Raw genomic sequence first — 26948 nt, forward strand, 5'->3', positions numbered from 1 at the left:
TGCCGAAGGTGACGCTCCCACCAGGCGCTTGGATGCCGGCATTCCCGACGACGACATTGACATCAGCCGCACTCGCGGCCCAAACGCTGCATGCGAGCCATGCATCCGATGCAGACAAAGCCCGCGCCTATCTGACTCTCGCAAAAAAAAGCTGCTTCCTTATGGGCGAAGGAAGCAGCCTCACGTGCCGGAACGGAAAGCCATTGGCCGGATCACGCTACCGGCCAGACATTAATCGTGCATTAACTGTCGGGCTCGCCGGCTCGATTGATCAATCAATTTGCTTCCATTTGCAAATCGGCAACGCCGTACAAAGCCGATACTCAAAAAGCGTTGACTCTTTTAGAGCGCTACTTCTACACTCGCCGCCAAGAGTTCCTCGCGGCTAAGGGTCGGCCGGACAGAACGGGAGCAAAAAAATGGGCAAGCATAGCCCCACAAGGCAGCCGGGTTGCGGACGCATGTTCGTGCCTGCGCCAAACGGGATCATCGGGTTGGGCATTGGCGTCAGGTCGAGCGCGCGGGTGCTTTCTCCCGGCTTTACGCTGATCGAACTGATGGTGACCGTCGCCATCATCGGCATCATCGCCGCGTTTGCTTTCCCCTCATATACAAACTATATCGTCCGCGGTAACCGTGCCGCCGCCGAGTCCTACATGCTGGAACTTGCCAGCCTGCAGGAGCGATTCATGGTGGATAACCGCGCCTACGCCACCAGCCTCGTGGCGCTGAACGCTCCGGCCACGCCGGACAGCGTTTCGGCGAACTACCAGATCACCGTGACCGGCACCGCTACGCCGCCTGCCTACACCATCACGGCGACGCCGGTCGGAACCCAGGCATCGCGCGATACGAGTTGTGGCACGTTGGCCCTTACCCAGGCCGGCGACAAGAGCGCCACGGGTTCCGGCGGCCAGGCCGGCTGCTGGAAATAAGCGTATGCCGGCAAAAACACTGTCACAAAACCTGACGCAGCGTGCGATGCGGGCGAAGGGTTTCACCCTGCCCGAACTGCTCGTGACGATACTGGTGCTGGCCATCCTTGCCAGCATGGCAGCGCCTTCGTTCTCGCAATTCATCGCCGGCCAGCGCGTGCGCAATGCGGCCAGCGATCTGGCGGCGGCGTTCATGCTGATGCGCAGCGAGGCCGTCAAGCGCAACGGCATCACGACGCTGTCAGCCGCTGGGACGTGGTCGGCCGGCTGGGTAGTGACGGCGGGCACCGAGCGCGTGCGTGGCTACGGTCCCTATACGGATCTCACCATCAGCACCAGCGGTGGCAACTCACTGTGGGTCGGCAACGATGGACGGCCCGGAAACGGCAGCCAGACGTTCCAGGTCTCGATGGCGAACGCCGGCACGTCGAACGTCGTGTGCATCCAGATCAACGGCACTGGCCGTGTGGCCACCGTCAACGGAGCGTGCTCATGAACCCGCCTGTCAGTCCGCGCTGCCATCACCGTCGCGGCGGTAGGCTGCGTTCGTCCCAGGGCGGTGCGACGCTGATCGAAGTTCTGGTTTCGGTCGTCATTGTCCTGGTGGCGTTGCTCGGTACAGCCGGGATGGTCGCGCGTTCGGGCCAGTCCGAAATGGAGTCGTACCAGCGCGGCCAGGCGCTGACGCTGCTTCAGGACATGGTGGCGCGGCTCAATGCCAACCGGCAGGTCATCGGTTGCTACGCGAACGGACCGAATGCCACAGTGGCAGGCACCGTAACGGTGCCGCCGGCCGCGTGCACGGCGGGTACCGACGCGCAGCGCGCGGTGGCCGCCGCCGACCTGGCATCGTGGGGCGCGGCGCTGCAGGGCAGCGCGGAGAGCGACGGTGGTACCAAGGTGGGCGCGATGATCGGCGCGCTGGGTTGCATCGAGACCATCGATCCGGTCACGCAGACGTATCGGGTCACGGTGGCCTGGCAGGGGCTGGCCAAAACCGGGGCGCCTGCTTTGCCTTGCGGGCAGAACCGGTATGGCGATGACGCGAATCGCCGCGCCGTCAGCGTACAGGTGCGCATCGGGGTACTGTCATGAGGCCGAAGATCTTCGTTCGCCGCGCCATGCCAATGCGCCGCCAGCAGGGCCTGTCGCTGGTGGAACTGATGGTGTCGATGACACTGAGCCTGCTGCTGCTCACGGCGCTGGCGACGCTGTACTTCAATACCAGCCGCGCGCGTAATGCGTTTGCGAATAGCGGCGAGCAGATCGAAAACGGGCGGTACGGGCTCGACATCATGAGCCGCGAACTGGAGCTGGCTGGCTTCTTCGGTCCTTCCAACGTGGCAGGCGGCGCGGTGGTATCGGCGCCTGACCTTTGCGCGACAGATGCGGCGTCGCTGGGATTTTCGGGGTCTCCCGCCACAGTGCCGCTGGCAGTGCAAGGTTTCGCGCCGGGCGCGGTGGCGCCATGCCTGCCAAACCTGCTGCCCGGGTCCGAGATACTGACCGTGCGACGCGTCAGCACCACGCCGGTGTCGGCGGCGGCTATTGGCACGCCATACCTGCAGGCCTCTTACTGTGCCGACGACACAGTGCCGCTGGTCTTCGATGCCAGCGCGCCGGCATTCAAGCTGCGTACCAAAGCGTGTGATAGCGCCGTGCCGTCCGAGTTGCGAGCGGCGGTGGTCCGCATCTTCTACCTGGCCGGTTGCGATCAGTGCAGCGGCACCGGCGACGGCAAGCCAACGCTAAAAATGGCAGAACTGTTCGAAGGTGGCTTCCGCGTCCAGGCCGTGGCGAACGGGATCGAGGACATGCACCTGTCGTATGGCGTCGACCTGGATGGCAACGGTGCGCCGGATTGCTATGTCGCCGACCCCGGCGCCAACAATTCGGCGGATTGCACCGGCGTGCCGGGGTACGACTGGTCCGTGGCCCTGACGAACTGGCGCAATGTCACTGCGGTGCAGGTTCGCCTGCTGGCCCGTACCGCCACGGTGACCGCTGGCTGGACCGACCAGCGCACCTACGATCTGGGCCGGGCACAGGCAAGTGGCCCATTCGGTGATGGATACAAGCGCCATGTCTATGCGGAACTGGCCCGCATTGCCAACGTGGCCGGTTCCCGGGAGACCCAATGAGTCCGATCCGACACCGCCAGGAAGGCGTGACATTGCTGATCACGCTGGTTTTCCTGGTTGTATTCCTGATGATGACAATCTCGCTGGTGGGTTCCAGCGTAGTCACCACCAAGGTGGCGGCCAACCAGCAGTACACGGTGGAGGCGCGCCACGCCGCGCAGCAGGGTATCGAGCAAGTCATCAGCCAGGACTTCACGGCGGCGCCGGTGACCAAGAGCGTGTCCGTCGACGTGACCGGCGACGGCAAGCCCGACTACACGGCCCAGGTGGCGGCGCCGGTTTGCCAGACCAGCAAGCCCGTCAAGAACGTGGAACTCGACGAAACCAATGCCGACGATGTGTCCTGCTACGTGGGCAACGGCAACAACAACACAGGCATCGTCCCCGCTGGCAGCGGCGGTAGCGGCAATTCGCTCTGCAACGGTACGCAGTGGGACGTGGCCGCGACGGTCAGCGACACCGCCGTGACCGGCAGCCGCACCACGCTGCATCAGGGGGTTGCCGTCCGGGTGCCGTATGGCACCGCGTGCCCGTCCTGATCGACGACCCGAGCCAACGCCTGACCCAGAGCCTGACCAGGTCAGTCCAACGACTGACCTCAGCCGAGCAAGCGCCGCACCGCGATCCAGCACACTGTTCTTTCGACATCAGCCCCTATGCGCATATCTTCTCTTTGTGTCGCCCTTGCCCTGAGCCTGGCGACGGCGGCGTCTCCGAGCCTGGCGGAGGACATCGACCTCTACACGGGGCTGCAGCCACAAGCGGGCAAGCCAAACGTGCTGATCCTGCTCGACAACGCCTCGACGTGGGATGCATCGGCTGATTTCACGTGCTCCACTGGCGGGGTGGTCACCAGCAACAACGCCGGCAAGGACGTTGGAGCGCTCCAGTGCGCGCTCTACAACGCGATCGACTCGATCAGGAAGTCTCCAACGCTCTACGGCAACATCAACATCGGGTTGATGATGTTCGGCAGCGGCAGCAACGTGGGCGGCAAGATGCGCTATCCGGCGGCGGCGCCGTACAAGCTGCCACTCATGGACGAGAACGGCATCAGCGCATTCCTGACCTACCTGAAGTCGATCGATCGCCAGGCCGACAATTCGAACAATTCTCAGGTGGGCGGCGGCATGCAGGAGGCCTGGGCCTATTTTTCGGGCAACACCGGGTTGTCCGGCACCACGTACACGTCGCCGATCGACAACCCCTGCCAGCGCAACTTCATCATCTATATCGGCAACGCCGTCAACAACGGCAAACCACAGGACACCGGGCAGAACGCATTCAATTCGCTGGTCAGTGCGGGCGCCTCCAAGGCGCAGCAGCAGGAAATCGTGCTTGCGGCAAACACCAAGTACCAGAGCAACTGGGGCGACGAGTGGGCGCGATTCCTGAATCAGACCGACGTGCTGGGCAACATGGACAACCGGCAGAACGTGACGACGTACACGATCGCCGTGACCGATGACAAGAACCCCGATTACGTGCAACTCGCGCAAAGCATGGGCACGAACGGAGGCGGCAAGTCGTATACGGTCAAGCTCGGTGCGGCCAATGACCTGACGGCGGATCTGCTGTCCATCTTCAACGAAGTGCAGGCCGTGAACAGCGTGTTCGCGTCGGTGAGCCTGCCGGCGTCGGTCAATGCGCAGGGGCAGTTCCTGAACCAGGTGTACGTGGGCATGTTCCGGCCGGACGCTTCGGCAGCCCCTCGCTGGATGGGCAACCTCAAGCAATACAAGGTGGGCTACGACAACACCGGCAAGCTGGTGATGCAGGATGCGCAGGGCGCATCGGCCATCAGCAACGCGCAGACTGGGTTCATTTCGGCGAATGCCGTGAGTTTCTGGACTGCCGACGCGCCGTTGTCGTTTGCAAGCGGTGCCTACGGCAGCGCCGTCAAGAACTGGCCGTCCAAGGGATATTGGCAGAACAGTCCGTCGGGTACCGGCTGGGCGCTCGATACGCCCGATGGAGAAGTTGTCGAAAAGGGTGGCGTCGGCGAGATGATGCGTGTGCAGTGGCTGACCAGCCAGGATTCGCGCACGCTGCTGACCTGCAATGGCGTGGGCAATTGTCCGGTGTCGGCAGCTTTCCCGAGCTTCGATACGTCCAATTCGTGGCTGACAGGCTCCTCGGGGCTGGCGGCATTCAATGGCGGCACCAATGGCGGCGCCGTGATTTCCTCGTCCGAATTGCCCAAGCTTGTCGCCTGGATGCGCGGCCAGGACGAGGCGGCCGTCGACAACAAGAGCATTGCCGGTATCGAAAGCGAAACGGGGCCGGGTTCGCCCGTCACGGTACGCTCATCGATCCACGCGGATGTGCTTCATTCGCGGCCGGCAGTGGTCAACTACGGCGGTACCACCGGGGTGGTCGTGTTCTACGGCACCAACGACGGGGTGTTCCATGCGGTCAATGGCAATCAGGCGCAGGGCATCGGTGCGGTGCGGCCCGGCGGCGAAATATGGGGATTCGTCGCACCGGAATTCCTGGACAGGCTGAGCCGGCTCTACACGAACTCGCCCGAAGTCAAGCTGTCGACTACGCCGGCGGGCATCTCCCCGGAACCCAAGCCGCGCGATTACTTTTTCGACGGCAGTACCACCGTGATGCAGGACCAGCGCGATCCGGCCAACCCGCGCGTGTTGCTGTACCTCACCGCACGCCGCGGCGGGCGCCTGATCTATGCGCTCGACGTCACCAACCCCACGAGCCCGCGCTTCGTCTGGAAGCGGTCCAGCGCCGATATCCCGGAACTCGGGCAGACCTGGTCGCAACCGAAGGTGGCGCGCGTGCGCGGCAATGCGAATCCGGTCATCATCATGGGCGCCGGGTACGACCCAGCCGAGGACAGCGATCCGTCGCCAGGTGTCGATTCGATGGGCCGTGGCGTGCTGGTCCTGGACGCCTACACGGGCAACATGGTGTGGTCCGCGCAGCCATCGTGCATGGGAGCCACCGGCGCTTGCACGGCGGTACCGTCGCTGACGCGCGCCATCGCGTCGGACGTCACCACGGTTGACCGCAATAGCGATGGCTACGTGGAGCGGATCTATGTTGGGGACGTGGGCGGCAATATCTGGCGTGCCGACTTCGAAACCACTGGCGGCAACGCGCCGGCCAGCTGGACGCTAAACAAGCTCGCGGCTTTGGGCGGTGCGGCAAATACCAACGATGCACGCAAGTTCTTCTATGCGCCGGACGTGATTTCCACGCGCGGCTACGATGCTGTTTCGATCGGGTCCGGCGACCGCGAGCACCCGCTGTATTCGGCCTCCTCCACGCCGGGTACAGCCTATAACGTGGTGAACCGGCTCTATATGATCCGGGACACGAACATCTCGCGCATGCCGGCCATCTGGACGCCGTTGACGGAAGCGAGTCTTGTCGACGCCACCACGGCCGGGTACGACGGTTCGCGCTCGGGCTTCTACATCACCCTGGTCCATCCGGGCGAGAAAGCCGTGAACGCCCCGCTTACCGTCGCGGGCAATACCAGCGTCGGGACAAACACGCCTTCGGTGCCCAAGGCCGGCGTCTGCTATCCGAACCTTGGTACAGCGCGCAGCTATTTGTACAGCTTCCTGACCAGCGCGGGACAGAATGTCGACCGCTCGGTCATCCTGGACGGCGGCGGGTTTCCGCCATCGCCGGTATTCGGCGTGGTCAGTGTCGACAAGAACGGACAGCCAGTGGTGGAGCCGGTACTGTTCGGTGTGGGCAACCAGACCAGCAGCGCCGGCGGCGACGACAAATCGGCACTTGGCGTGCAGAAGGTGACGCTGACTGGCGTTGGCAAGCGCAAGCGCATCTACTGGTACTCGGAGACGGACCAGAAGTAGTGCGCGCCTCCGGCCGTCGCTCCAAATTACGGCCGGCATCGTTGACAATCGTGTGCGGTGAGGAAGACCGCCGGGCTGTCCGATTTATTCCGTCGTGAGCACCTCGCCGCGCAGACTAGGAAGCAGGATGCGCGCGCAGTTCCGTGATGAAGCCATTCAGTTCAGCTTCGCCGGCATCGGTGATCGCCCAGTAATTCATTCCCGCGGCACTCCAGTGGGCGAGGTGATAGCCCTGCTGCGCGTATATGCGAGGCGTGGCACCCGCGTCGCTGCCCGGCCACACATAGAGATTGATCGGATGCAGCTTGTAGTGATAGACTATCACGGCGACCGGCCGCCCGTTCAGATAATCCAGCCGCCCGCCGACCAGCGGATACCCCTGCTGCGCAAGATTGACCACAGGCGGCGCAAAGTCCAGCTTGCCGTCAAACCACGGCTTGACCGTATGCCGGTCAGATGAAATCACATCGGAGAGGTGATTGACCTGCAACGAGCGAATATGGTTATCCACGAGTTCCTGGGTCAGACGCGTCTCGCTTGATGGCACCGAGAGGTACAGCCCCACGCTCCAGGTCAGCGCGACCACACTCATCAACATCGCGCCAGCCGGCGCCCAGGGCATCGACCCGACGCCGCTCCACCGGCCGAATCGCTCACCCAGCCGCTGCCAGAACGTGCGGCGCGCCGGCAGCACAGCCTTGATGCGTTTCACCAGTTCTTGCGGCGTGTCTACACGCAAATCCGCTTGCCGCAGCTGCGCACTCACCTGGCGGTGTTGTGCATAGACCTGCTGGCACTGCTCGCAGTCAGCAAGATGGCGCTCGAACTCGAGCGCTTCGGACAGGCTCAACTCCTGGTCGAGGTAGCCCGGCAACAACTCGAACGCCTGATTGTGATCCATCACGCCTCCTGATCCGTCGGGGAGAGCAGCGCCGCGAGCTGCTGGCGGCCCCGGCCCAGGCGGGACATTACCGTGCCTATCGGGATGCCCACGATGGTGGCGATTTCCTTGTATGACAAGTCTTCCAGCTCCCGCAGTACGACAACCTCACGGTATTCCAGCCGCAAGCCCTGCAACGCCTTGTGCACCCGCTTCTGGCTTTGGCTGCGCATGAGCATCGCATCAGGACTGTCGTCATGGTCAGCGGTACTGGTCTCAAGGCTGTGCATGTCTTCCTCAAACATCGTGGTTTCCGCTGCATGCCCCCGGTTCTCTTGATACCAGGTGTAGAAGGTGTTGCGCACAATGCTCAATAGCCATGCACGGGCATCCTCTCCGCGGAATCCGCCAAAAAACCGGAACGCGCGCAGGTACGCCTCCTGCACCACGTCCTGGGCATCCTGGTCGTTATGCGTCAGCCATCTCGCAACGTTGAACGCCGAGTTCATATGTGGCAAGACAAGCCTCTCGAAGCGCTGCCCGGTGTCTGGATCCGCCATTGTGAAGTTTCCGCTGTAACCGCAATCCGTGACCGGCAGTGAGTTAACTGCAGGACCATCGGCATGCCATTTTTATTCCCGGAATCGTCGCCTGAATCGGATCCCATGTTGATTCGGCAGCGGAAGCGCCAGCCGTATGATGGGTGCGCCTCCTGTGTCCGTCCTCTTCCCGGACGGCATCACCTGATGCCATCGACAATCCGCCCGCGCGTCGCGAGCGGATGAATGCATGCGGGAGCGGGAATATCCGGCGCCGGAACAGCGTCTACTCATTGCAGTTTAGGGAAGATGGCCTACGTCCGGGTGCTGGCTAGCCGCCCGGCAGCCGCTGTGCAAGAAGTTCTCTCCACGTTGCGTATCAAGGGGAATGAAAGTGCAACCAACCATGCGCCGCTTGCAGCTCGGAACAGGTGTTGCCGAGCGGCACGCAAGGCTTGCAGGTTGCGCAATCGGCTTGCGCGGCGAAGATCGCAAAAGGCATCCGCTCAATGCCTTGATTCAAAGACTAAAGATAACGTGCATTCAACTGAAAGACAGGCGATCTGTTCATCCCGAAACGGGCTTCAACGGATATCCGTTAGCCACGAAGTAGCATAAGAGAAGGCCGGTGGTAACGATGCCAACGGCATTCCAAAAATTCGAACTGATCCCGCTTCATGATCCCATCCGATCTGAATCGGTACGAAACAAAAAAGTCGTTCAATTTCCCTGCCTACGGCATCCTCTTTCGACAATCCGTGTGCGACCTGCGCCAGCCATCAAGGCATGGGCATGGGCTTCGTCTGTGCGGCCTGGCTTCCACTCATCAGCGCACTCCTCTCCGCTTGATGCTTGGCTTCCAGCCTTTGTTCCGCAGCTTGAATGTCGGCGGGATAGTCACTGTTGTCGCCTTGCAAAGGCTTGTAACCGACCGACTCCAACTCCTCGAGTTCATGCCGCACTTCTGCACGAGTGAGTTGATGCGTACCGGATTCGGGCGATGTTTGCGCGTATACACAGGCTGAGGTTGCCATCAACGCAGCGCTCACGATGAGCGAAGCGCGCATGGGCAGGACGAGAAGCCGATTCAGCGAATTTGCTTTCATGTGAATACTCCTTGGTCTCGAGCGATCGATGCCGCAGTCGATCCGACTCAGCATGACGCTCTGCATGGATAGACCGCGGAGCCGGTCTTCTTATTCCCTCATTTCCTTTCACAAGAAAAGAGCATCCGTGGCATCACCAATAAGAGGGCACGGGAGCACGAGCCAAGGCATAGGTATTTCCCTTGGTCGGCTGCCGCGTCAACAACTGGAGCGGGAATAAAACGGGTGGCTGCGCGGTTCTACAAATGCACGGCGAACCAGTTCTCGGGATTGATCAATATCCTGGAAACCGGAAGCGAGTTGCGTGCCCAGGCGTAGCCTTCACGGAGATGCGCTTTGGAAGCTATCCCTACTGTATTTGGAGATCGTCATGAAAATCCTGATTTCGGCCGCTGTCGCGGCATTGGCTTCGTTCGGAGCGCTGGCCCAGTCATCCAGCATCCCCGCAACCTCTGACGGCAACACCCATATTGCCGGGCCGCGTGACCCCTACACGGATGGCGCGAAAGCAGGCAGGTTCGACGTCTATTCCGACAGCGCGAGAATCACGGATCGGCGCGATCCGTACACCGACGGCGCGAAAATCACCGATCGGCGCGACCCGTACACCGACGGCGCGCACAGCTAAGGCGCTACCTGAACCGCAGGCTGCATAGATGAAAAGAAGGGCTGGGCTGCGGCCCGCCCTTTTTGCGCCGGAGCCCGGAAATTGCCAAGGCCCTCAGGCGCCCGCACTACCCATTGGCAGTGATGCTAACCTTCGGCAGTGTCAGCGCTTGGTGGCAAGCGCCTGCGCATCGAGGATGCGTGGAGGGTAGAGTATGTCGCACTTTCCCAATATTCAAAGGTTGCGGCCTGCGGGTGTGCGATCGGTCCGGCTTACCACCGGACTGGTGCTGTTTACCTATGTCGGCACACATCTCCTGAATCACTCGCTGGGGAATATCTCGCTCGCCTGGCTGGAGCGCGGCTTGCTTGTGCAGAAATTCATTTGGCAGGGGTGGCTTGGAACGGCCGTGCTGTATGGCGCGTTGGTGACGCACTTCTTCCTGGGTCTGTGGGCACTGTACGAACGGCGCTCGTCGCAATGGACGCCGGGCGAGGTGGCACAGCTCGTCCTCGGCTTGTGCATACCGCCGCTGCTAGCCAACCATGTTGTGAATACCCGGGTCGCTTTTGCCGAGCTCGGTCTGAACAAGGGCTACGCGCAGTTGCTGTACTCGTTCTGGATCGCTTCACCGTTCTTCGGACGTGTGCAGCTATTGCTTTTGGTGGTTGCCTGGCTGCATGGCTGTTACGGCCTCTGGTTCTGGTTGCGGTTGAAGCCTTGGTTCGGGGCGTGGCGGAGCGTGCTGTTGAGCGTTGCCGTGCTGCTTCCGGTGCTTGCGCTGCTAGGCTTCTTGCAAGGCGGCCGGGAAGTGATCGCGCTCGCGCAGGACCCCGCCTGGCGCGCCGTAGCGACCCGCCCGGCGATCAACGGAACGGCTTTGCAAAATCTCTGGCTCGCTGAGCTGCGCAACGACTTTTTGCTCTTCGATGGGGGTGCGCTGCTGCTGGTGCTCGCGGCGCGGCTGGTGCGCACGGTGCGGGAGCGCCGGGGCGGGCGGCTCTGCATCATGTATCCGGACGGACGAGAGGTATTCGTGCCGCTCGGGTTTTCGGTGCTGGAGGCCAGCCGCATGGCCGGCATTCCCCACGCCAGCACCTGCGGCGGCCGCGCCCGATGTACGTTGTGCCGGGTGCGCGTGCTCAGCGCCGTGCCGCTGCCTGCGCCGGCCGAGGCGGAGCGGCGTGTTCTGGAGCGACTGGGAGCGGATTCGCAGACAGTGCGCCTCGCCTGTCAGTTGCGTCCGACCCATGCGCTCTCCGTATGGCCACTGGTGCCTCCGGCCGCGTCCGCTGCCTTTCTGCAGCGGCGCCAGCGGGACGTCATGCCGCAAGAGCGATTCGCGGCGTTTATGTTCGTGGATATGCGGGATTCCACGAAGCTTGCCGCGGCACAACTGCCGTTCGACAGCATCTTCATGGTCAGCCGCTTCCTGAGTGCGGTCAGCGCTGCGGTAGTCCAGGCGGGCGGTCTGCCAAACCAGTTTCTGGGGGACGCAGTGCTCGCGATCTTCGGCTTGCACAGCGAGCCGGCCGTGGCCTGTCGTCAGGCGCTCAGCGCAGTGCCGCTGGTCGCATCCAACATTGACGAGCTCAACGCCGCGCTCAAGCAGCAATTGCAGACGCCAGTCCGCTTTGGAATTGGATTGCATTGCGGCCGTGCCGTCATGGGCGAGATTGGTTTCCGCGAGCATGTCACGTTCACGGCGATTGGCGACCCGTTGAACGTGGCCTCGAGACTTGAGCAGTTTACTAAAGAGATCGCTTGCGAGGCGATCGTCTCCGAACTGGTCTTCCAGCATGCCGGCATTTCGGCCGCGGCCTTGCCGCAGCTTGCCGCACGCCTGCGAGGCCGCGATGACCCGGTGCCCGTCCGCGTGCTGTCCAAGGCAGCGCAGATGCCTCGGGCCTGACTACGCCCTCCGAGCAACGCTCACCGACCGCCAATGTCAAGACGTTGATCAGCGAACGCGCCCTGCGCAAGCAAGGAATGTGTCGCGTCGCCCGCCGCAAAGCTGCGTCGCGAGATAGATGCTGTCGGGAATAAAGCGGCCGTTGCTGTGGTTTGACTACTGTGCGCCGGACGGTTGGCAAGGATCGAAGAGATCCGTGCAACTCGCGCGACGCGACGTACCAAAGCGCCACACTGACGAAGTCGGACTTTGGATTGCTGATTGAACTGCATTGGAGATTGTCATGAAACATCTCAGTTTGATTGCTGCCGCTACCCTCGCACTGGGGGCTGTGCACGTGTATGCCGCAGACATGGACGTCGCTGCCGGACCCAACGAAATCGGCACCACGCTGATGCAGGCTGCGCCAGCCGCGGGGCAGGCCGCGATGCCGCCGACGATCCGCTCGGCTCCGATGGGCAAGACCCGCGAAGAGGTTCGTCAAGAACTCATCCGAGCACAGAAGGATGGCACGATGGACCGCTTGAACGCGCTATATGGCGGAGACTGAACCGAGGCTCGACATGAGCCGCACGTGCGCGCGGCTCGCAAGCAGGCTGGCTCATGATCAGAACCAGTCCGCACTCGTTCCGGCTGAGATCGAACCAATCCATCGGCGCTGCCGGAACGCGGCAATGAGAAGTCGATCGCGTAGCGATGCCCGGCGATGACTGGGAGGCTATCCGCTTTCAGTGCCGTCTTCAAAAGGCGGGGCGCAAGCGGGGCCCCAGCGGCCACTACGACCGCCGGGGCCGGCTGGCGCCAGGTCAGGCCTGCTGCGACGCGCCGGCGCGTGCGTCGTCGGTGTAAGGATCGCGGGCGCGGGCAGGCGGTGCCGATACACCCGTCGTATCCATACCGGCAACGCGCAAGGCGCCATCGGTGAAGACGTCTGGCGCTGCCGTACGGCCGCCATCCAGGAACGGGTCGCGCGCGCCGGTCACGGCGCTCAAGACGTTGCCCCAAGCGCGGTGCGTGCTCGTGTCCGCACCGCTATTCGTGGTGCCGTGCGATCCAATGGCGTTCCCCTGCCACTGCGTCGACGACGTGGTCGTCCGTTCCATCATCTGGGCGCACGAATCGGTCCTGGCCTGTTCCGGGGCCGGCGTGGCGCCCGCATGGGCGCGGTGGGCGGCCTCCCGGGCGCGTTCGATGACCGTCCAGTCCGGACCCGCGAAAGCCGAGACGGCCGTTCCGGCCAATGCCAGTGCGACGGCGAATTTTGTGAAATGCATGATGTGCTCCGATTGAAGTATTGAGATTTCGATGTACCGGTGGGTCGCGGAACGCGCGTGGCAGCGCCGATTGCTCGGGGGTTACCGCCGGGGCGTGCCGCACATGAACGGCAAGGGAAACATCAATGTCTCAATCGGGCCGTCGCGAGATAGACGGGAATGGCGGACCCCGACGACGCGATTTGCTGCGTCGGTCGCCATACGGCGACATCGCCGAACGGGCTACTAGGTGCAATCGAGAGTGGTCGAGACGGTTCGCCGCCGGCCGGCGGCGGCGCCTCTGGCGTGTTGGCCGAACTGCCGCGAAGGTAGGTCGCGCACAGTGCCGGCTGGTCGTTGTCCGCGCAATCGGCCCGCAGCCCACTGGCGCTTGCCGCGCCCATGTCCTTGGGGCAGACATAGGCGGCAGACGCCGATCCGGCCAGCAGCATTGCTGCGAGCCACGACCAGACGATCAGACGGCAAAACAAGGTGGTGGGCTTCACTATCTTGGCAGAACGGTGGGATTGCCGTGAGCGTAGACGTTCCCATAGGGGGAAGGTCAAGCGTCATTTTTGTGGGCAAGCGAACGGGCATTCGACGATAGGCCGCGAGTTTCTGCGTTCGGCCAGAAGGCGTCCCTGCGCGTTGGCTTTCCGATGGCTGCTTTGGATGGAGTATCAGACGCCCGAATTTGAGCCGAAAAAATTGTGATGGCGAACTCGACATGCTTCGGCGCATTCATCGCTGAATCAGCGAACTATTCCCCGCAGTGATCAAGGCCAAGATCGAGTTGCGCGAAGTCGCCGGTGCATTGGAAGCACGCAAGCTGGAATTGCTGGGTCAACTGGCGTAATCGCATCGCGTCGAAAGACTGTTTATCTCACCTCGAATACACCAGGATCGATATGGCCGGGCACGGTCAGTGAAAGCGTCCGCTTCAGCGCCCTGCTACCCGCATCGATCAGTACCTCGCTTTCTCGACGCAGGCTTGAGGGCGGCAAGACGCCTTCGTTCGCAACGGCGACCCCAGCATCCCTTAGTCCACTTTGACAAATCGCTGGGCCAGTTCGGATCTGCGACGCTTCGGCAAGCAGCCAGCTGGTATCAATCAAGCTCCCGGATTCGGCGCGTGCAGCGCGCGCGGGTGCCTTGTGATGCGAGTGTCACGCGCGCCAGTTGATGCCGCCACGGCAATAGAGTGCGCACCGGCGCGGTACTACCTGCACGCCGTACCAACCACTACGATTCAGTCCACGCAGTTCCCGAGACCGCCGGGTGTGCCTCGGGTCCGGCGAACGTTATCTCATTGGTTCCGCAGGAGAAACTCATGTCCCAACGTCTAAACTATTTCGAACAATCGCCGGAACTGGCGAAGAAACTCATCGAGCTTGGCGCACTGCTTCAGAAGACGACGATCGAGCAGCCCGTCCGTGAGCTCATGGAGATCCGCGCGTCGCAACTGAATGGCTGCGCCTTCTGCGTTGATATGCATATCAAGCAGGCAAAAATCCACGGCGAGCGTGAGCTGCGCCTGCACCATGTGGCCATCTGGCGCGAGTCGACGCTGTTTTCGCCGCGCGAACGCGCCGCACTTGCTTGGACGGAAGTCCTGACCAATCTGCCGGCGCAAGGCGTGCCTGATGACGTCTATGAAAAGGTGCGCGCCCAATTCTCAGAGAAAGAACTGTCCGACATGGCCTTCCAGGTCAGAGCGATCAACGCGTGGAACCGACTCAACGTGGCGTTTCTCACGGTGCCGGGTTCGGCCGACAAGATGTTCGGCCTGGACAAGGCCGGCCTGGAGTAAGGCCATGAAACACGTTCTGTCTGTCGCAGCGCTGCTGGCCGCAGCTTATCTGGCGCTTGTGCCGCCTGTGCTCGCGGCAGGCCCGGAAGTCAAGGTCACCAAACTGACCAAGGAGCCATTGCCCGAATATCCGGGCAAGGAAGTCGAGATGATCGTGGTGGATTATGCGCCGGGCGCCCAAGACCCCGTGCATCGCCATGATGCGCACGCCTTTGTCTATGTGCTCGAGGGCACCATCATCATGGGGTTGAAGGGCGGCAAAGAAGTCACGCTCAAGCCGGGGCAGACCTTCCATGAAGGCCCCAACGACATCCATATAGTCGGGCGCAATGCCAGCAACACTATGCCCGCCAAATTCGTCGTGTTACTGATCAAGAACGAAGGTGCACCGATCCTGACGCCCGTGAAGTAGCCCGATCTCCTTCCAGCCGGCAGGCACCAAGTATGCCGGGTGCCTGCCGCGCACTCCCACGTGTCGGTCTGCTCTTGTTCCGGTTCTTTCGCCCCAGGATGACGGCTTGGCATGCCCGCCAGCCGATCCCCGCCTCAGGAACTGATGTAGCTCGCCGACCAGCCGCTGTGCTAGGCAAAGTCATTGAAGTTTATGGCTCGAATCTCCTCGGTCATAAAGTCAATGAACTTGCGCACGCGCGACGGCATGTGTTGTCGGGACAGGTAGCAAAGGAAGTATGCGCGATCCTCCGGTGCATACTCAGGCAGCACCACAAGGAGGTCTTTCGCGTCGACATGGGAGCGAATGAGGTATCCAGCCAGTTGCGCCAAGCCCTTGCCGCGTAACGCAGCGCGCAAGACAAGTTCCGTGTCGTTGAACATTAGATCGGTTTTCGGCTGAAATCTTCTTGTCAGCCCGTCGACTGTAAATTCCCATTCGAACCGCCGTCCGTCCCACAACTGATAGTTGACACACTTATGATCGGCCAAGGACTCCGGGGTTTCCGGCAGGCCGTGGGTCGCCACATAGGATGGAGCGGCAACGGTCGCCATACGCATTGGTTGCAAGCTCTTGGCAACGATCAAGGAATCCTTGACCCGCCCCATTCTGAACGAGACATCGATCTGGTCCGAAGCAAAGTCCGTGGGGCGATCTTCCAGCAATAGTTCTATCCGGACCCCGGGGTACATTTCGATGAACTTGTCGACCAGTGGCTCGACGATCCGTCTGCCAAACGCCATAGATGAGCTGATCCGGATCCGACCGCGAGGAGAGCCTTCCTGCCGGTCGAACATCTCTTCCAGGGCATCCGAGATATGAGCGACGCCCCGGTGGCAGTTTTCAAAGAATCGCTCTCCATCCTCTGTCAGCTTCGTAGTACGCGTGGTGCGTAGAAACAGGCGCGTCTTCAGGTGTGCCTCGAGCCGCTGGATACTCCGGCTAACGGCAGAACGACCGACGCCCAGACGTCGGCTTGCGTTCGCGAAGCTACCTTCACTTGCGACCGTGAGGAAGGTCATGATTCCCGCATACTGGGTGGAAAAGTTGGTCGAAACCGAGTCGTCGTCGCGGGGCAACAATAGACGCGGAGTAGATCCTGATCTCTGTGAATAATCCATACTGCTCTTACTGCTCTATAACGTGGAGGGCCATCGTATTGGCGTCGCATTTCGAAGGCGTTATCGGAAATAGGCCGACTCCGCAGCGGCGTGGAGCTGCTGCCAGCTACGGACGGCACCATAACTACGATCATATGAGTCGTAGTTATGGTGCGCAAGAATTTTTTGCTGTTGCGACTTCCCGGCGGGTCAGCAATTGGCCACCCACGCATGACGAGCAAGCGATCGTGCACAAAAAAACGCCGCGAGTCTTGTGAACCCGCGGCGCTTTTCTACAGTCTTCAGGGCGATCTAAACGATGACGATTGCGCGTCGAGCGTCGATTAGTAATCCCACTGCACCGGCACGAATCGGAAGCCTTCGCCGTTCTTGTCGATGTGACCGATGGACGGGAACGCGACATGCGCCGCGGCGAGCAAGGCGCCCGTTGCAGCCGCTTCGTTGAGCAGCGCGATACGCACGTCCGTCGCCACTTCTGGATCGTGCTCGAAGCTATTCTTCTCTCGGACGTCAATCGCCTCGTATTTTAGAGCGCTGGACTTGAGATCCGCGATGCCCTGATCCTTGGTGAACAACTTCCCATTCCCGTGGACGATTGTGGCATCGTCAGCGCAATACCTGCCCCCTATTTGTCCCTCAAGCGGCAACGACTACCTTCCAAAGCACAAGTGCCCCAATGTTCAGGACCACTGTCGCCCAGAAGACCACCTGAAACGCGTGCTTGCGATTCTTATGCCGAAGCAGGTGTTGCGCTGCCAGCGCGCCCGGCCATCCCCCGCAAAGTGCAATGAGATGCAGATTGGCCTCCGGAATACGCCAGGCCTTCCGATTTGCCCGAGCCTTGTCGTCGGCGTACAGCGATGAAGGCGATGAAACTGGCCATCACGCTGACAATGCCAACGAGTCGAGGAAAATAACCTCCCAGCGCACCCAAGACGATGGCCGCCAACGCCATCACTCCAACTAACGCCGGTAACCAATTCGCCCCGGCGCCAGCGCCTGACTTTGGGGCGCCCGCTATGGAGACGTTGAGCGCCTGCATTCGACCATCCTTGCCTTTGGCAAGCTCGAAACTCACGCGGTCGCCCGCCTTCGGCTGAACAGCGCGCGTCCGCAGCGCACTCACATGAAAGAACACGTCCTTGAGATCCGCATGGATGTCGATGAAGCCATAGCCCCTGTCGGCATGCCAGGATTTGATCCGCCCCGCTTTCTTCATGTTCTTTGGGTTGGTGTTGCTGGTTTGTATTGCTGGAGGCACGCAGTGTAAGCGATCGGCGCCAGTCATCGGCGCGGTCGCCTGGGATTGGTTATCTACCCTGGGCGCCCGTTGGGGGGGCGTGGAAGCGATAAGGCACTCCGAACGACTTGAAGCCGACTGGCGACGCGCCTCAGCAGGGACTATCCTCCTCCTTGGGCCAAGGCAAGGAGCCGACATGGCAATCCCTCAGCATTTCTACGGCGCGTGGCTCACTGTACTGGGCCTGTCAGGCGTACTCGCCTCGTGTGCCACATCGCGGACAGCGGCACCACCCGACCTTCAGCCCGCGGATGTTCGTGGAACGGTCGCCGTGCTGCACGCCACCGGTACGCAGAACTATCAGTGCAAGCGAGCCAACGACGGCCGGCTGCTATGGACCCTCGTGGCACCGGATGCCACTCTGACAGATGACCTCGGACAGGTCGTTGTCAAACACTACGCGGGGCCAACCTGGGAAGCGCCGGATGGCAGCAAGATAACCGGCAAGGTATTGCGACAGCTACCGAACGCGCAGGCGCCGGAGAGCATTCCACTATTACTGTTGCAGGCGACGAGCAGCGGCGGACCTGGCCTGCTATCACGGACGCGTTACGTGCAACGTCTGAATACGCAAGGCGGTCAGGCTCTCCCTCAGGCGTGCACCCAGGAGGGACAGGAGAATCGCATACCCTATCGGGCTGACTACGTCTTTCTGGAATAGCAAGGTGACGGGTGGCTTTTAGCTTTGATGCGCGAATAAGGGCCGCCTCAGCCCGCTGCCTCAAGCACGATTGCGGCGCCGCATCACCCGGCCGATGTGGCGCCGACGATCGCTAGCCCTCCCCTACCCATTTGACCGAAAGAAGTTGATCGACCGCCAGGCGAATTGCAGCTGGTGTCGACAAATCGCTCCCTTGGTAGACCGAGGTCGGAGACCCGCCAACTCCGGTCGTCGCGCATTGCGCCCAATAGTGGCCCTTGATCTGTACTTGTCGAGTGGCTGCGGTCTTCCCGCAGGCACGCTTGCGCACGCGCGGCGCACCTCTATTGGAGCAGGGGGCGATTGACCCTCTGTCTTCCCTTGCTTACATTCTATTTGTCGTCAGAGGCGCTTTGCTAACACGCAAGGGAGGAGCTCCGTGAAACACAACCACATGGTTACCACCGTTCTGCGATTGGTACTTCTGGGACTCACGCTGAAATCGGGCGTTGCGTTGGGTCAAGGGCGACTGGACCGGCAACTGGCCGGCGCATGGACCTATGTCTCGGTCGACACTGTCCGCCCGGATGGCAGCCGCACGCCAATGTATGGGCCCGATCCCCACGGTCTTGTGATCTTTGACGGTCATGGTCACTATGCGCTGGTGAACTCGCGCGACGACTTGCCCAAATACGTATCCAACGATCGAATGAAGGGCAGCGCGGAAGAATATCGCGCCGTGGCGCAAGGTTCGATCGCGCACTTTGGCACGTACGTCGTAAACGAAGCAGACAAAACCATCACCTTTCGCATCGATACGAGCACATTCCCGAACTGGAATGGGATTGAGCAGCGCAGGCCGTTTGTCCTCTCGGGAGATGAGCTCAGGTGGACCACTCCCGCAGCCTCCGGGGGCGGCTCGGGAGAGGTCGTGCTAAAGCGAGCCAAATGACTTTGGCGCGCATTAGGCGCGCACTTGCCGCACCCCTTTCGGGATGACCGATTACGGAATTTTCCAACATGGCTGCAACTTGTCCGGCCGCACTCCGCTTGAGCCACGCTTCCATCTGGCCAACGGCAATCCCTTAAGTATCCCCTCGAATTCCTCACAGGCTTTCAGCGTCGGCCATTTCCAGGCCAATACGTCTGAAAGCCGTCCCGCTTCGTGTCCTGACGCACACCTGTTCTCGCAATGCCCCCATTTCGCATGTTTGTTTCCTTTCGGCACGCGAAAACGATGCGCTCTTGCACAACGTCGGATCTAACATTGTCGTGCCGGCAACGTAGCCGCGCCTTCGCGGCACCAACGCTGATGCGGGCAGGAGACTTCCCCGCGCCCCGTCGATCGACGGCTTTGCCAACAAACAGACATCACATCCAGCAATGATCATTGCCAATCAGAAAGCCTCACTGAAATCCTATCCTGCTGAACTGCAGGGGATCATGAATATCGCAGCGGCCGATGAAAGCCTGGCGTGGCTTTCGGCATGGGAACAAATGCGCGACGATGCGACGCCTCTCTACGAACTTCCCGACCTGGCTGCGCGTCTTGACCTTGCGCAGGTGTGCGTCAAGGACGAGTCCGTTCGTTCACCTCTGGGCAGCTTCAAGGCGCTCGGCGCGCCGATTGCTCTGATTCGCCTGATCTTGCGCCGCTGGCCGGAAGAAAGCATCGATCCGCGGGCGCTCATCCGGGGCGAATACAGCGATCTCGTAAAGGGCTTCACCGTCATTAGCGCTACGGATGGCAACCACGGCCGCGCACTGGCTGCCGCTGCGCAGAACGTCGGATGCGCCTGCGTCATTGTTCTGCATGCCAACGTCAGCGTCGAACGCGAGACTGCCATTGCTGCATATGGGGCAAAGGTCGTTCGTATTACGGGCAACTATGACGAGTCCGTGGAAGAAGCCGCCCGATTGGCCGATGCAAACGGCTGGGAAGTGGTATCGGATACGTCGTACGAGGGATACCAGGAAATCCCGCGTGACGTAATGCAAGGCTATGGCGCGATCGCAGCGGAGGCTCTCGTCCAAGCCAACGGCAACACGGCGAACGAAAGCCCGTTCACTCACGTGGTACTGCAAGGCGGCGTGGGTGGTCTTGCCGCTGGCATCGTGAGCTATGTATGGGAGCGTTACGGCGCCCACCGTCCGAAGTTCATCGTCGTCGAGCCGGCGCAGGCCGACTGCCTTTTCCAAAGCGCCATTCAAGGTCGCGCCGCCAAGGCGACGGGCTCGGTGGACTCTGTCATGGCAGGACTCGCATGCGGCGAGACGTCGCCACTGGCATGGAAGTTCCTCGAAGAAAGCGTGGATTACTTCATGACGATTTCAGACGACGACGCCGTCACAGCCATGCACATGCTCGCCCGTGGCAGTGAGCGCGATATCCCCATCGTCTCGGGCGAGTCGGGAGCCGCGGGTCTCGCGGGCCTGGCTGTCCTGCGCAAGCATCAAGCGCTCTCGACGAAGGTTGGGCTCGATGCCAGCTCTCGCGTATTGCTGATCAGCACGGAGGGCGCAACGGCCCCGCAGGTGTTCCAGCAGCTCGTGGGCGAATCCGCCGAATCCATCGATGCACGACAGGCAAGCTGGCTGGGACGCTGAGAGCGGTGGCGAGGAACCCGCCTCTTGCCCCGCCCCGAAAATGCCGGGCGCCAAACTTCCCTCCGCATTCGCGCTACCCCCAACGCAAATTTGTTGCGTCGAGGAACCCTAAATCGGGGCGATGTTGCGTGCATTAGCGCAACAAAAACGCGAGAATCGGTGCACTCAATCTGCTTCGACTTCCGTCACGCGCCATGCTTCTCGACTCTTACGACATCAAGCTCTTGAGCCTGCTGCAGGCTGACAGCAAGCTGTCCCAGCGGCAGCTCTCCGAGGCCGTGAACTTATCGCCGTCCGCGGTCAACCGGCGAATCGCTGCCCTGGAGGCTGGCGGCGTCATTACGGCCACTGTGGCAATCGTTGACCCGTCCTCCGTGGGACGACCAATCACCATCCTGGTGGAGGTGAAGCTCGAGAACGAACGCGTAGATCTACTTGACGAAGTCCGCAAGCGCTTCATTGAATGCCCGCAAGTCCAGCAGGCCTACTATGTCACGGGCGACTTTGATTTCATGCTCATCATCAACGTGAAGGACATGACCGAATACGAACGATTGACGCGAGAGCTCTTCTTCGTCTCGGGCAACATCAAGCAGTTCAAGACCTACGTTGCCATGCAGCGCTCAAAGGTCTCGCTCAACATTCCCCTCGCCTGACCAGGCCACTTCCCTATAGGAGACCGCAATGGATGCATCGGTACCCCTCCAATCCAGACTGCAGGCGTGGCGACACTGTTTGCATCAGCATCCCGAAACTGGCTTCGAGGAAGTGACGACATCCGAGTTTGTGGCTTCTGTGCTGCGAAATCTGGGCCTGGACGTGCACACAGGTATCGGAGGCACCGGCGTTGTGGCGAATCTTACCGTCGGGAGAGGCGGGCGCGCAGTGGGCATCCGCGCGGACATGGATGCGTTGAACATCCATGAAGCGGCCCCTCAGCGCGCCCATGTGTCAAGGATCGCCGGAAAGATGCACGCCTGCGGGCACGACGGGCATATGGCAATGGTCCTGGGCGCCGCTACCTTGCTCTCCCAGCAGCGTGATTTTGATGGCACTGTCAGATTCATCTTCCAACCAGCGGAAGAACACGGGCGCGGTGCCAAGGCCATGATGAAAGACGGCTTGTTCGAGCGATTCCCGGTCGACGAGATCTTTGGCGCTCACAACATGCCGGGCCTTCCTGCCGGTACCATCTCGACCCGGTCTGGCCCGCTGATGGCCAGCGAAGACAATTTTGTCATCCGCATCGCCGGCAAAGGAGCCCACGCGGCACGACCCCATATGGAAATCGATCCGCTCGTCATTGGTGCCGAGATCGTTCTGGCGCTACAAACCGTTGTATCGCGGAATGTGGATCCAAGCCTCCCGGCCGTCGTCTCTTGCACGGAATTCATCACCGACGGCATTCGTAACGCTACGCCGTCGACCGTTACGATCAAGGGCGACACGCGAAGCTACTCCTCCGATGTGCAGGCGCTCCTGGCGCGTCGTATGCGCGAAGTCTGCGAAGGCATTTGCCAGGCGCACGGTGCCGTCTGCGTGTTCGAATACACGCATGAATTTGCACCGACGGTGAACTGGAACGCCAGCGTCGACGTTGCCCTCGCAGCTGCCTCACGTGTGGTGGGTGCCGAACGTGTCAGCGCCGACATCGTCCCCATGATGATCTCCGAAGATTTCGGCGCGTTTTTGCAGGTTGTACCGGGCGCCTTTGTCTTTATTGGCAATGGAGACGGCGACTCTCCAGGCAGCGTACCCCTTCACAATCCTGGATACGATTTCAACGATGACATCCTGTCGACCGGTGCGAAGTATTTTGCCGAGGTTGCACGGGAGGCCCTTGCTGTCCGCTAGCATTCGACCTTACTGCACCGCGATGGATGCTGACGAGAACATCTCTCGTCAGGAGACAACTGCTCAAGCTTGCCCGAGGCGATGCAGGACAACATCCAGCAGAACTTCGGCGCCCATGACGAGTTGATCGTCATCGGTGTGCTCGCGCGGGTTGTGGCTGATCCCCCCCTTGCTCGGCACGAAGATCATCGCAGCAGGCGCGATCCGGGCAATCATCTGGGCGTCGTGGCCGGCGCCGGAAGTCATACGCCGGTTGGTAAAACCAAAGCGGTTGGCGGAATCCTCGATGCAATCGACCAGGCTGGCATCGAAAGCGACAGGCTCGAATCGCGCCAATCGCTCGGTTGTGATTTCCACGCCATCCTGCTTCGCCACCTTGTCCAGGAACGCGGCAAAACGCTGCTCGGCAACCTTGAGCCGTTGCTCATCCGGATCGCGGAGATCCACGGTGAGCGTGGCACGGCGCGGGATGACATTGATGACGTTGGGCAGCACATTGAAGCAGCCCACCGTCGCCAGCGTTGTCCCGCCGGACTGCAGCGCCAGCTCACGAAGGAAGGTCACGATGGATGCCGCCACAAAGCCAGCATCGTGCCGTAGATGAATCGGGGTCGTACCAGCGTGGTTAGCCTTTCCCTGGATGCTCACCTGCTGCCACGAGATACCCTGGAGGTTTTCCACCACACCAATCTGCACACCCTCAGCTTCCAGGATCGGTCCCTGTTCGATATGCAGCTCGACATACTCATGCGGGATGAGGGCGCCCGGCTCCATGTCTCCTGCATAGCCGATGCGTGCCAATTCATCGCCTAGACGCGTACCATCGGTTCCCACGGTGTCGAGGGCTTCCTGAACGGCCAGGCCACCCGCGTAGACGAGTGACCCCATCATGTCGGGCTGATAGCGAATCCCCTCCTCGTTGGTGAACGCACCCACCATGATCGTACGGGACGGCGCAATCCCTGCCTGCCTGTAAGCGCGTGCCACAGCGAGTCCCGCCAGCACGCCATAGCATCCGTCCAGCGCGCCGGCATTCGTCACCGAGTCGATGTGCGATCCCATCATCAACGGAGCCTGTGTGCCGTCATCGGATGCCGAACGAAGGATACCGAATACGTTTCCGATACGGTCTACAGCGACCTCCAGATCCAGTTCGCGCATCCATCGGACCAACAGGTCCCGCCCTGCCTTCTCGTCGTCGGTCAAAGCAATGCGAGTACGGCCACCAGCCTCGCCATCGACGCCGATCTCGCCAAGCTCCCTGATCTGGCGCAGCAAGGTCTCGCCATCAAGATGAAGTCCGTGTGGCTTCCGTGCGCTATTCGACATGCAGCTCTCCAAGGCGATGTAAGTGAAGATCCAAAACCTGCAATGTTAGAGCGTCATTTCGCAATATCGCCCCCCACACACTGGTTCCCGCGCACGCGGAATTCAGGCGCATTCCAGACGTCCTTGCGCAATGGCTACGAAGAACCTTACGCCGTAAGGCAACGCCTGGTCATTAAAATCGTACGCGGGATTGTGCAGTGCCGCCGTGTCGCCGTTTCCGATGTTCAGGTAGCACCCCGGAATTTTTTGCAGCAATTGGCCGAAGTCTTCCGATCCTGAGTTAGGTCGTGCATCGAGATCGATTGACTCCGGACCGAACGCTTCTTCGATGATGTGCGCGACTTTCCGCGTCAATTCGGGGTCATTGACCGTCGGCACAAATTCCCTGCTGTATTCGATTTGCGCAGAGCATCCATGCGCTTCTGCAACGTTAGTCGCGATTTGCCGCATTTCGCTTTCAATCTGTGCACTCACCTGTGGGCTGAAGGACCGGCAATCTCCGCTTATGGTGGCCTCGCCGCAACTGACGTTCCGAGTACCGGAGACCTTGATATCGGTACACGTCACAACAGCTTGTTCACCAGGCATGATCACGCGGGACACGATTGTCTGGAGTGCCGTGATCACTGCCGCTGCCGCCACAAGGGCGTCTCGTCCCCAGTGCGGCCTTGCGGAATGCGCCCCTTTTCCCCGGACTGTTATCGTGAAATTGTCTTCGGCGGACTTGAACGGTCCTGGGCGCGTCTCGAATTTCCCCACCGGCAGGCCTGGCATGTTATGCAGACCGTAGGCCTCCGATGCTGGAAACCGATCCAGAAGTCCGTCATCGAGCATGGCCAGCATGCCCTTTCCCCATTCCTCTGCTGGCTGGAACACAAAATGTATGGTTCCGTCGAAGCCACCTTGCTGTGCCAACACTTGCGCGGCACCCAGGAGCATTGCTGTATGTCCATCGTGGCCGCATGCGTGCATCAATCCGTCGATTGTGGAGGCATGCGGCCTTGCATTCGGTGGAGCCTCGCTTATCCGTAGCGCGTCCATATCCGCACGCAAAATAATCGAGCGGCTCCCCGAGCCTCTACGGAGCGTCCCTACTACACCAGTTCCACCAACACCAGTGGTGACGTCCAGCCCGTAGGCCCTCAGGAGCGCGGCGACTCGGCCCGCCGTCCGATTCTCCTCAAACCCAAATTCGGGGTGAGAATGGATGTCCCGTCGCAAAGACTGCAACTCGGGAAACAGGCCTTCTTTAAAGGAGATAGGCTTCATGACTTGGTAGGTTTGGGACGCTCGACGCGGCGAAAGCAACGCCCGTTTGGTGGGACACGGTCGCCATCATTGGCATGTCCGGGCGAACACCGCTTCGTCAGAGTTCCCCCGGATTTTTAGTCCTATTACCTTATTGGTCGGCCTTGAATCCGCTGACTTTGACGGGACCTTCCCACTTCGCGAGCCCATCGGCCTGCAGACGGGTTGTCTCTTCCGGAGACGCATATGCCGCGGACATCGCCAATTGGCCGATGCGAGCCTGAAGTTCGGGGGACTTAAGCACCGTTTGGAGCGCCCCACTCAACCGCTGAACGGTGTCTTGCGGAATTCCCGCAGGTCCGTAGATCCCTAGATAGGATTCAACTGTCACGTCGATTCCGGACTCGCGCAGCGTTGGCACGTTCGGCAGAATCGCGAGTCGATTCGCGCCAGTCGTCGCGATGATTCGTACCTTGCCGCCCTTTGACATCTCGAGTGGCTCCAGCACCGTGTCGATCATCATCGGAATTTGTCCGCCGGCCAGATCAATGAGTGCCGGCGAGCCGCCCTTATAGGGCACATGGCTCATAGGCGCTCCAATAGAACTGCTGATCATGCTACCGATGAACTGCCCCATGCCGCCAGGCCCCGAAGTACCGAATGACGCCTCCTGGGGATGCGCCTTGATCCATGCAAGAAGCTCTTTCATTCCTCCGGGTGGTGCTTTGGGGCCAACCGCTACGGCGAGCACCATATTGGCGACGCGACCGATTCGGGTAAAGTCCTTCACCGGGTCGTATCCAAGATTGTTGTAGGAATGAGGGAACAGCGTGAACGGCATGTCGTTAGCCAGAATCAGCGTGCGTCCGTCCGGCGCTGAACGTTTGACCTCACTGATTGCAAGTCGCTGATTGGCACCGGGCTTGTTGTCGACGATGACAGTCTGCTTGAGTTCGGCCTTCAACTTCTCGGCGACTGCTCTTGCCAGGGCGTCAAGTGCGCCGCCAGGTGCATAGCCGACAATGAGCCGAATGGGCGCATTGTTGTCTTCCGCCATAGCACTGCCGGCCCCTAGCGATAGCGCGAAGGCCATCAATGAAATCAACAATTTTCTGGACATCTGTTATCTCCATCCACCTGCTTTTTTAGGTTCGCCCTGGCTCTGCGCTCTCCTATCGATCGAAGCTACTTGTCGACATGTCGTTGGCAGTTGCTTGACGCTCAACACACCACGCGTTTTGGTGGCACGGGGATGGCGGTTACCTTCAGTTGCACCGCATCTCGATGAGCCTGTCCCGCCCACTGCCATACCGCGTAATGTGTCGACAGATTCTATGAACAGTGCTCTGCAAGTTTGGCGCGGAATGGAG

General features: G+C 61.0%; 27 protein-coding genes and 1 pseudogene. 16 read left to right on the forward strand and 12 right to left on the reverse strand.

The genetic code is table 11. The annotated features are described in order from the left end of the window. Window positions 1-419 precede the first annotated feature (419 nt). The 6 genes from AC3FLX_RS17490 to AC3FLX_RS17515 all read left to right on the forward strand — a co-directional run bounded on the left by AC3FLX_RS17490 (window position 420) and on the right by AC3FLX_RS17515 (window position 6921). Window positions 420-935 (forward strand): type IV pilin protein, encoded by a 516-nt coding sequence (locus tag AC3FLX_RS17490; protein WP_488698568.1) that lies wholly within the window; start codon window positions 420-422, stop codon window positions 933-935. A gap of 4 nt (window positions 936-939) precedes the next feature. Beyond that, window positions 940-1431 carry a GspH/FimT family pseudopilin gene (locus AC3FLX_RS17495; RefSeq protein WP_488698569.1) on the forward strand — a complete coding sequence of 164 codons (492 nt, stop codon included), beginning with the start codon at window positions 940-942 and terminating at the stop codon, window positions 1429-1431. Beyond that, the gene (pilV, locus tag AC3FLX_RS17500) at window positions 1428-2030 is read left to right on the forward strand and encodes a type IV pilus modification protein PilV (RefSeq protein ID WP_488698570.1); all 603 of its coding nucleotides are present in this window, start codon (window positions 1428-1430) and stop codon (window positions 2028-2030) included. Before AC3FLX_RS17495 ends, pilV begins: the two co-directional genes overlap by 4 nt. Further along, entirely contained in the window at window positions 2027-3076 is a 1050-nt protein-coding gene (locus AC3FLX_RS17505) for a PilW family protein (RefSeq protein WP_488698571.1), read from the forward strand. Before pilV ends, AC3FLX_RS17505 begins: the two co-directional genes overlap by 4 nt. Then, complete coding sequence (locus AC3FLX_RS17510; protein WP_488698572.1) at window positions 3073-3615, forward strand: pilus assembly PilX family protein; 543 nt, start codon at window positions 3073-3075, stop codon at window positions 3613-3615. The genes AC3FLX_RS17505 and AC3FLX_RS17510 overlap by 4 nt, the downstream gene beginning before the upstream one ends. Window positions 3616-3732: 117 nt before the next feature. Further along, window positions 3733-6921, forward strand: a complete 3189-nt coding sequence (locus tag AC3FLX_RS17515) for a pilus assembly protein (protein WP_488698573.1) — start codon at window positions 3733-3735, stop codon at window positions 6919-6921. Between the two features lie 115 nt (window positions 6922-7036). On the opposite strand, the gene AC3FLX_RS17520 is transcribed toward AC3FLX_RS17515, so the two are convergent. The 3 genes from AC3FLX_RS17520 to AC3FLX_RS17530 all read right to left on the reverse strand — a co-directional run bounded on the left by AC3FLX_RS17520 (window position 7037) and on the right by AC3FLX_RS17530 (window position 9446). Continuing rightward, the gene (locus AC3FLX_RS17520) at window positions 7037-7822 is read right to left on the reverse strand and encodes an anti-sigma factor family protein (RefSeq protein WP_488698574.1); all 786 of its coding nucleotides are present in this window, start codon (window positions 7820-7822) and stop codon (window positions 7037-7039) included. Further along, window positions 7822-8361: a sigma-70 family RNA polymerase sigma factor gene (locus AC3FLX_RS17525; RefSeq protein ID WP_488698575.1), complete on the reverse strand. Its 540-nt coding sequence runs from the start codon at window positions 8359-8361 to the stop codon at window positions 7822-7824. The genes AC3FLX_RS17520 and AC3FLX_RS17525 overlap by 1 nt, the downstream gene beginning before the upstream one ends. Window positions 8362-9119: 758 nt before the next feature. Continuing rightward, window positions 9120-9446 (reverse strand): DUF4148 domain-containing protein, encoded by a 327-nt coding sequence (locus tag AC3FLX_RS17530; protein WP_488698576.1) that lies wholly within the window; start codon window positions 9444-9446, stop codon window positions 9120-9122. Between the two features lie 370 nt (window positions 9447-9816). Between AC3FLX_RS17530 and AC3FLX_RS17535 the strand changes: the two genes are divergently transcribed. The 3 genes from AC3FLX_RS17535 to AC3FLX_RS17545 all read left to right on the forward strand — a co-directional run bounded on the left by AC3FLX_RS17535 (window position 9817) and on the right by AC3FLX_RS17545 (window position 12515). Then, window positions 9817-10074, forward strand: coding sequence for a hypothetical protein (locus AC3FLX_RS17535; RefSeq protein ID WP_488698577.1), 258 nt, complete (start codon window positions 9817-9819; stop codon window positions 10072-10074). 193 nt (window positions 10075-10267) lie between these two features. Next, complete coding sequence (locus AC3FLX_RS17540; RefSeq protein ID WP_488698578.1) at window positions 10268-11965, forward strand: adenylate/guanylate cyclase domain-containing protein; 1698 nt, start codon at window positions 10268-10270, stop codon at window positions 11963-11965. Between the two features lie 283 nt (window positions 11966-12248). Then, a complete protein-coding gene (locus AC3FLX_RS17545) occupies window positions 12249-12515 on the forward strand; it encodes a DUF4148 domain-containing protein (protein WP_488698579.1) in 267 nt (88 codons plus the stop codon). Window positions 12516-12771: 256 nt separating this feature from the next. Here AC3FLX_RS17545 and AC3FLX_RS17550 read toward each other — a convergent pair whose 3' ends face one another. Together AC3FLX_RS17550 and AC3FLX_RS17555 are read right to left on the reverse strand one after the other, a co-directional pair. Further along, the gene (locus AC3FLX_RS17550; RefSeq protein ID WP_488698580.1) at window positions 12772-13239 is read right to left on the reverse strand and encodes a hypothetical protein; all 468 of its coding nucleotides are present in this window, start codon (window positions 13237-13239) and stop codon (window positions 12772-12774) included. Between the two features lie 122 nt (window positions 13240-13361). Next, window positions 13362-13724 carry a hypothetical protein gene (locus tag AC3FLX_RS17555; protein ID WP_488698581.1) on the reverse strand — a complete coding sequence of 121 codons (363 nt, stop codon included), beginning with the start codon at window positions 13722-13724 and terminating at the stop codon, window positions 13362-13364. 824 nt (window positions 13725-14548) lie between these two features. Here AC3FLX_RS17555 and AC3FLX_RS17560 point away from each other — a divergent pair. Both AC3FLX_RS17560 and AC3FLX_RS17565 read left to right on the forward strand, forming a co-directional pair. Further along, complete coding sequence (locus AC3FLX_RS17560; protein ID WP_488698582.1) at window positions 14549-15028, forward strand: carboxymuconolactone decarboxylase family protein; 480 nt, start codon at window positions 14549-14551, stop codon at window positions 15026-15028. 4 nt (window positions 15029-15032) lie between these two features. Then, the gene (locus AC3FLX_RS17565) at window positions 15033-15440 is read left to right on the forward strand and encodes a cupin domain-containing protein (RefSeq protein WP_488698583.1); all 408 of its coding nucleotides are present in this window, start codon (window positions 15033-15035) and stop codon (window positions 15438-15440) included. 170 nt (window positions 15441-15610) lie between these two features. Here AC3FLX_RS17565 and AC3FLX_RS17570 read toward each other — a convergent pair whose 3' ends face one another. The 4 genes and pseudogenes from AC3FLX_RS17570 to AC3FLX_RS17585 form a co-directional block, all read right to left on the reverse strand. Further along, entirely contained in the window at window positions 15611-16600 is a 990-nt protein-coding gene (locus tag AC3FLX_RS17570) for a LysR family transcriptional regulator (RefSeq protein WP_488698584.1), read from the reverse strand. 323 nt (window positions 16601-16923) lie between these two features. Next, window positions 16924-17100 (reverse strand): annotated as a pseudogene (locus AC3FLX_RS17575) (MBL fold metallo-hydrolase); the annotation flags it as partial. Window positions 17101-17236: 136 nt separating this feature from the next. Beyond that, on the reverse strand, window positions 17237-17413 hold the full coding sequence (locus tag AC3FLX_RS17580) for a DUF1294 domain-containing protein (RefSeq protein WP_488698702.1): 177 nt from the start codon (window positions 17411-17413) through the stop codon (window positions 17237-17239). Next, entirely contained in the window at window positions 17331-17888 is a 558-nt protein-coding gene (locus tag AC3FLX_RS17585; protein ID WP_488698585.1) for a cold shock domain-containing protein, read from the reverse strand. Before AC3FLX_RS17585 ends, AC3FLX_RS17580 begins: the two co-directional genes overlap by 83 nt. Window positions 17889-18036: 148 nt before the next feature. On the opposite strand from AC3FLX_RS17585, the gene AC3FLX_RS17590 reads away from it, so the two are divergent. The 5 genes from AC3FLX_RS17590 (at window position 18037) to AC3FLX_RS17610 (ending at window position 23001) form a co-directional block, all read left to right on the forward strand. Continuing rightward, window positions 18037-18561: a DUF3455 domain-containing protein gene (locus tag AC3FLX_RS17590; RefSeq protein ID WP_488698586.1), complete on the forward strand. Its 525-nt coding sequence runs from the start codon at window positions 18037-18039 to the stop codon at window positions 18559-18561. Window positions 18562-18979: 418 nt separating this feature from the next. Next, window positions 18980-19492 carry a lipocalin-like domain-containing protein gene (locus tag AC3FLX_RS17595; protein WP_488698587.1) on the forward strand — a complete coding sequence of 171 codons (513 nt, stop codon included), beginning with the start codon at window positions 18980-18982 and terminating at the stop codon, window positions 19490-19492. 431 nt (window positions 19493-19923) lie between these two features. Next, the gene (locus tag AC3FLX_RS17600; RefSeq protein ID WP_488698588.1) at window positions 19924-21147 is read left to right on the forward strand and encodes a diaminopropionate ammonia-lyase; all 1224 of its coding nucleotides are present in this window, start codon (window positions 19924-19926) and stop codon (window positions 21145-21147) included. A 194-nt stretch (window positions 21148-21341) separates the two neighbouring features. Next, entirely contained in the window at window positions 21342-21803 is a 462-nt protein-coding gene (locus tag AC3FLX_RS17605) for an Lrp/AsnC family transcriptional regulator (protein ID WP_488698589.1), read from the forward strand. A 28-nt stretch (window positions 21804-21831) separates the two neighbouring features. After that, window positions 21832-23001 carry a M20 aminoacylase family protein gene (locus AC3FLX_RS17610; RefSeq protein WP_488698590.1) on the forward strand — a complete coding sequence of 390 codons (1170 nt, stop codon included), beginning with the start codon at window positions 21832-21834 and terminating at the stop codon, window positions 22999-23001. A 63-nt stretch (window positions 23002-23064) separates the two neighbouring features. Here AC3FLX_RS17610 and AC3FLX_RS17615 read toward each other — a convergent pair whose 3' ends face one another. The 3 genes from AC3FLX_RS17615 to AC3FLX_RS17625 all read right to left on the reverse strand — a co-directional run bounded on the left by AC3FLX_RS17615 (window position 23065) and on the right by AC3FLX_RS17625 (window position 26698). After that, a complete protein-coding gene (locus AC3FLX_RS17615; protein ID WP_488698591.1) occupies window positions 23065-24330 on the reverse strand; it encodes a Zn-dependent hydrolase in 1266 nt (421 codons plus the stop codon). A 102-nt stretch (window positions 24331-24432) separates the two neighbouring features. Beyond that, a complete protein-coding gene (locus AC3FLX_RS17620) occupies window positions 24433-25599 on the reverse strand; it encodes a M20 aminoacylase family protein (protein WP_488698592.1) in 1167 nt (388 codons plus the stop codon). Between the two features lie 130 nt (window positions 25600-25729). Next, window positions 25730-26698, reverse strand: a complete 969-nt coding sequence (locus AC3FLX_RS17625) for a tripartite tricarboxylate transporter substrate-binding protein (RefSeq protein ID WP_488698593.1) — start codon at window positions 26696-26698, stop codon at window positions 25730-25732. Window positions 26699-26948: the final 250 nt, after the last annotated feature.

The sequence above is a fragment of the Cupriavidus sp. 291-E7 genome, assembly GCF_057798835.1.

What these genes read in the sequence shown, in the direction of transcription:
- AC3FLX_RS17535 (WP_488698577.1), top strand. Translation starts at nt 9,817, where the DNA reads ATGAAAATCCTGATTTCGGCCGCTGTCGCGGCATTGGCTTCGTTCGGA.
- AC3FLX_RS17545 (WP_488698579.1), top strand. Translation starts at nt 12,249, where the DNA reads ATGAAACATCTCAGTTTGATTGCTGCCGCTACCCTCGCACTGGGGGCT.
- AC3FLX_RS17530 (WP_488698576.1), bottom strand. Translation starts at nt 9,446, where the DNA reads ATGAAAGCAAATTCGCTGAATCGGCTTCTCGTCCTGCCCATGCGCGCT.
- AC3FLX_RS17490 (WP_488698568.1), top strand. Translation starts at nt 420, where the DNA reads ATGGGCAAGCATAGCCCCACAAGGCAGCCGGGTTGCGGACGCATGTTC.
- AC3FLX_RS17590 (WP_488698586.1), top strand. Translation starts at nt 18,037, where the DNA reads ATGGCAATCCCTCAGCATTTCTACGGCGCGTGGCTCACTGTACTGGGC.
- AC3FLX_RS17615 (WP_488698591.1), bottom strand. Translation starts at nt 24,330, where the DNA reads ATGTCGAATAGCGCACGGAAGCCACACGGACTTCATCTTGATGGCGAG.
- AC3FLX_RS17520 (WP_488698574.1), bottom strand. Translation starts at nt 7,822, where the DNA reads ATGGATCACAATCAGGCGTTCGAGTTGTTGCCGGGCTACCTCGACCAG.
- AC3FLX_RS17515 (WP_488698573.1), top strand. Translation starts at nt 3,733, where the DNA reads ATGCGCATATCTTCTCTTTGTGTCGCCCTTGCCCTGAGCCTGGCGACG.
- AC3FLX_RS17550 (WP_488698580.1), bottom strand. Translation starts at nt 13,239, where the DNA reads ATGCATTTCACAAAATTCGCCGTCGCACTGGCATTGGCCGGAACGGCC.
- AC3FLX_RS17495 (WP_488698569.1), top strand. Translation starts at nt 940, where the DNA reads ATGCCGGCAAAAACACTGTCACAAAACCTGACGCAGCGTGCGATGCGG.
- AC3FLX_RS17540 (WP_488698578.1), top strand. Translation starts at nt 10,268, where the DNA reads ATGTCGCACTTTCCCAATATTCAAAGGTTGCGGCCTGCGGGTGTGCGA.
- AC3FLX_RS17565 (WP_488698583.1), top strand. Translation starts at nt 15,033, where the DNA reads ATGAAACACGTTCTGTCTGTCGCAGCGCTGCTGGCCGCAGCTTATCTG.
- AC3FLX_RS17585 (WP_488698585.1), bottom strand. Translation starts at nt 17,888, where the DNA reads ATGACTGGCGCCGATCGCTTACACTGCGTGCCTCCAGCAATACAAACC.
- AC3FLX_RS17505 (WP_488698571.1), top strand. Translation starts at nt 2,027, where the DNA reads ATGAGGCCGAAGATCTTCGTTCGCCGCGCCATGCCAATGCGCCGCCAG.
- AC3FLX_RS17620 (WP_488698592.1), bottom strand. Translation starts at nt 25,599, where the DNA reads ATGAAGCCTATCTCCTTTAAAGAAGGCCTGTTTCCCGAGTTGCAGTCT.
- AC3FLX_RS17610 (WP_488698590.1), top strand. Translation starts at nt 21,832, where the DNA reads ATGGATGCATCGGTACCCCTCCAATCCAGACTGCAGGCGTGGCGACAC.
- AC3FLX_RS17600 (WP_488698588.1), top strand. Translation starts at nt 19,924, where the DNA reads ATGATCATTGCCAATCAGAAAGCCTCACTGAAATCCTATCCTGCTGAA.
- AC3FLX_RS17605 (WP_488698589.1), top strand. Translation starts at nt 21,342, where the DNA reads ATGCTTCTCGACTCTTACGACATCAAGCTCTTGAGCCTGCTGCAGGCT.
- AC3FLX_RS17560 (WP_488698582.1), top strand. Translation starts at nt 14,549, where the DNA reads ATGTCCCAACGTCTAAACTATTTCGAACAATCGCCGGAACTGGCGAAG.
- AC3FLX_RS17570 (WP_488698584.1), bottom strand. Translation starts at nt 16,600, where the DNA reads ATGGATTATTCACAGAGATCAGGATCTACTCCGCGTCTATTGTTGCCC.
- AC3FLX_RS17525 (WP_488698575.1), bottom strand. Translation starts at nt 8,361, where the DNA reads ATGGCGGATCCAGACACCGGGCAGCGCTTCGAGAGGCTTGTCTTGCCA.
- pilV (WP_488698570.1), top strand. Translation starts at nt 1,428, where the DNA reads ATGAACCCGCCTGTCAGTCCGCGCTGCCATCACCGTCGCGGCGGTAGG.
- AC3FLX_RS17510 (WP_488698572.1), top strand. Translation starts at nt 3,073, where the DNA reads ATGAGTCCGATCCGACACCGCCAGGAAGGCGTGACATTGCTGATCACG.
- AC3FLX_RS17625 (WP_488698593.1), bottom strand. Translation starts at nt 26,698, where the DNA reads ATGTCCAGAAAATTGTTGATTTCATTGATGGCCTTCGCGCTATCGCTA.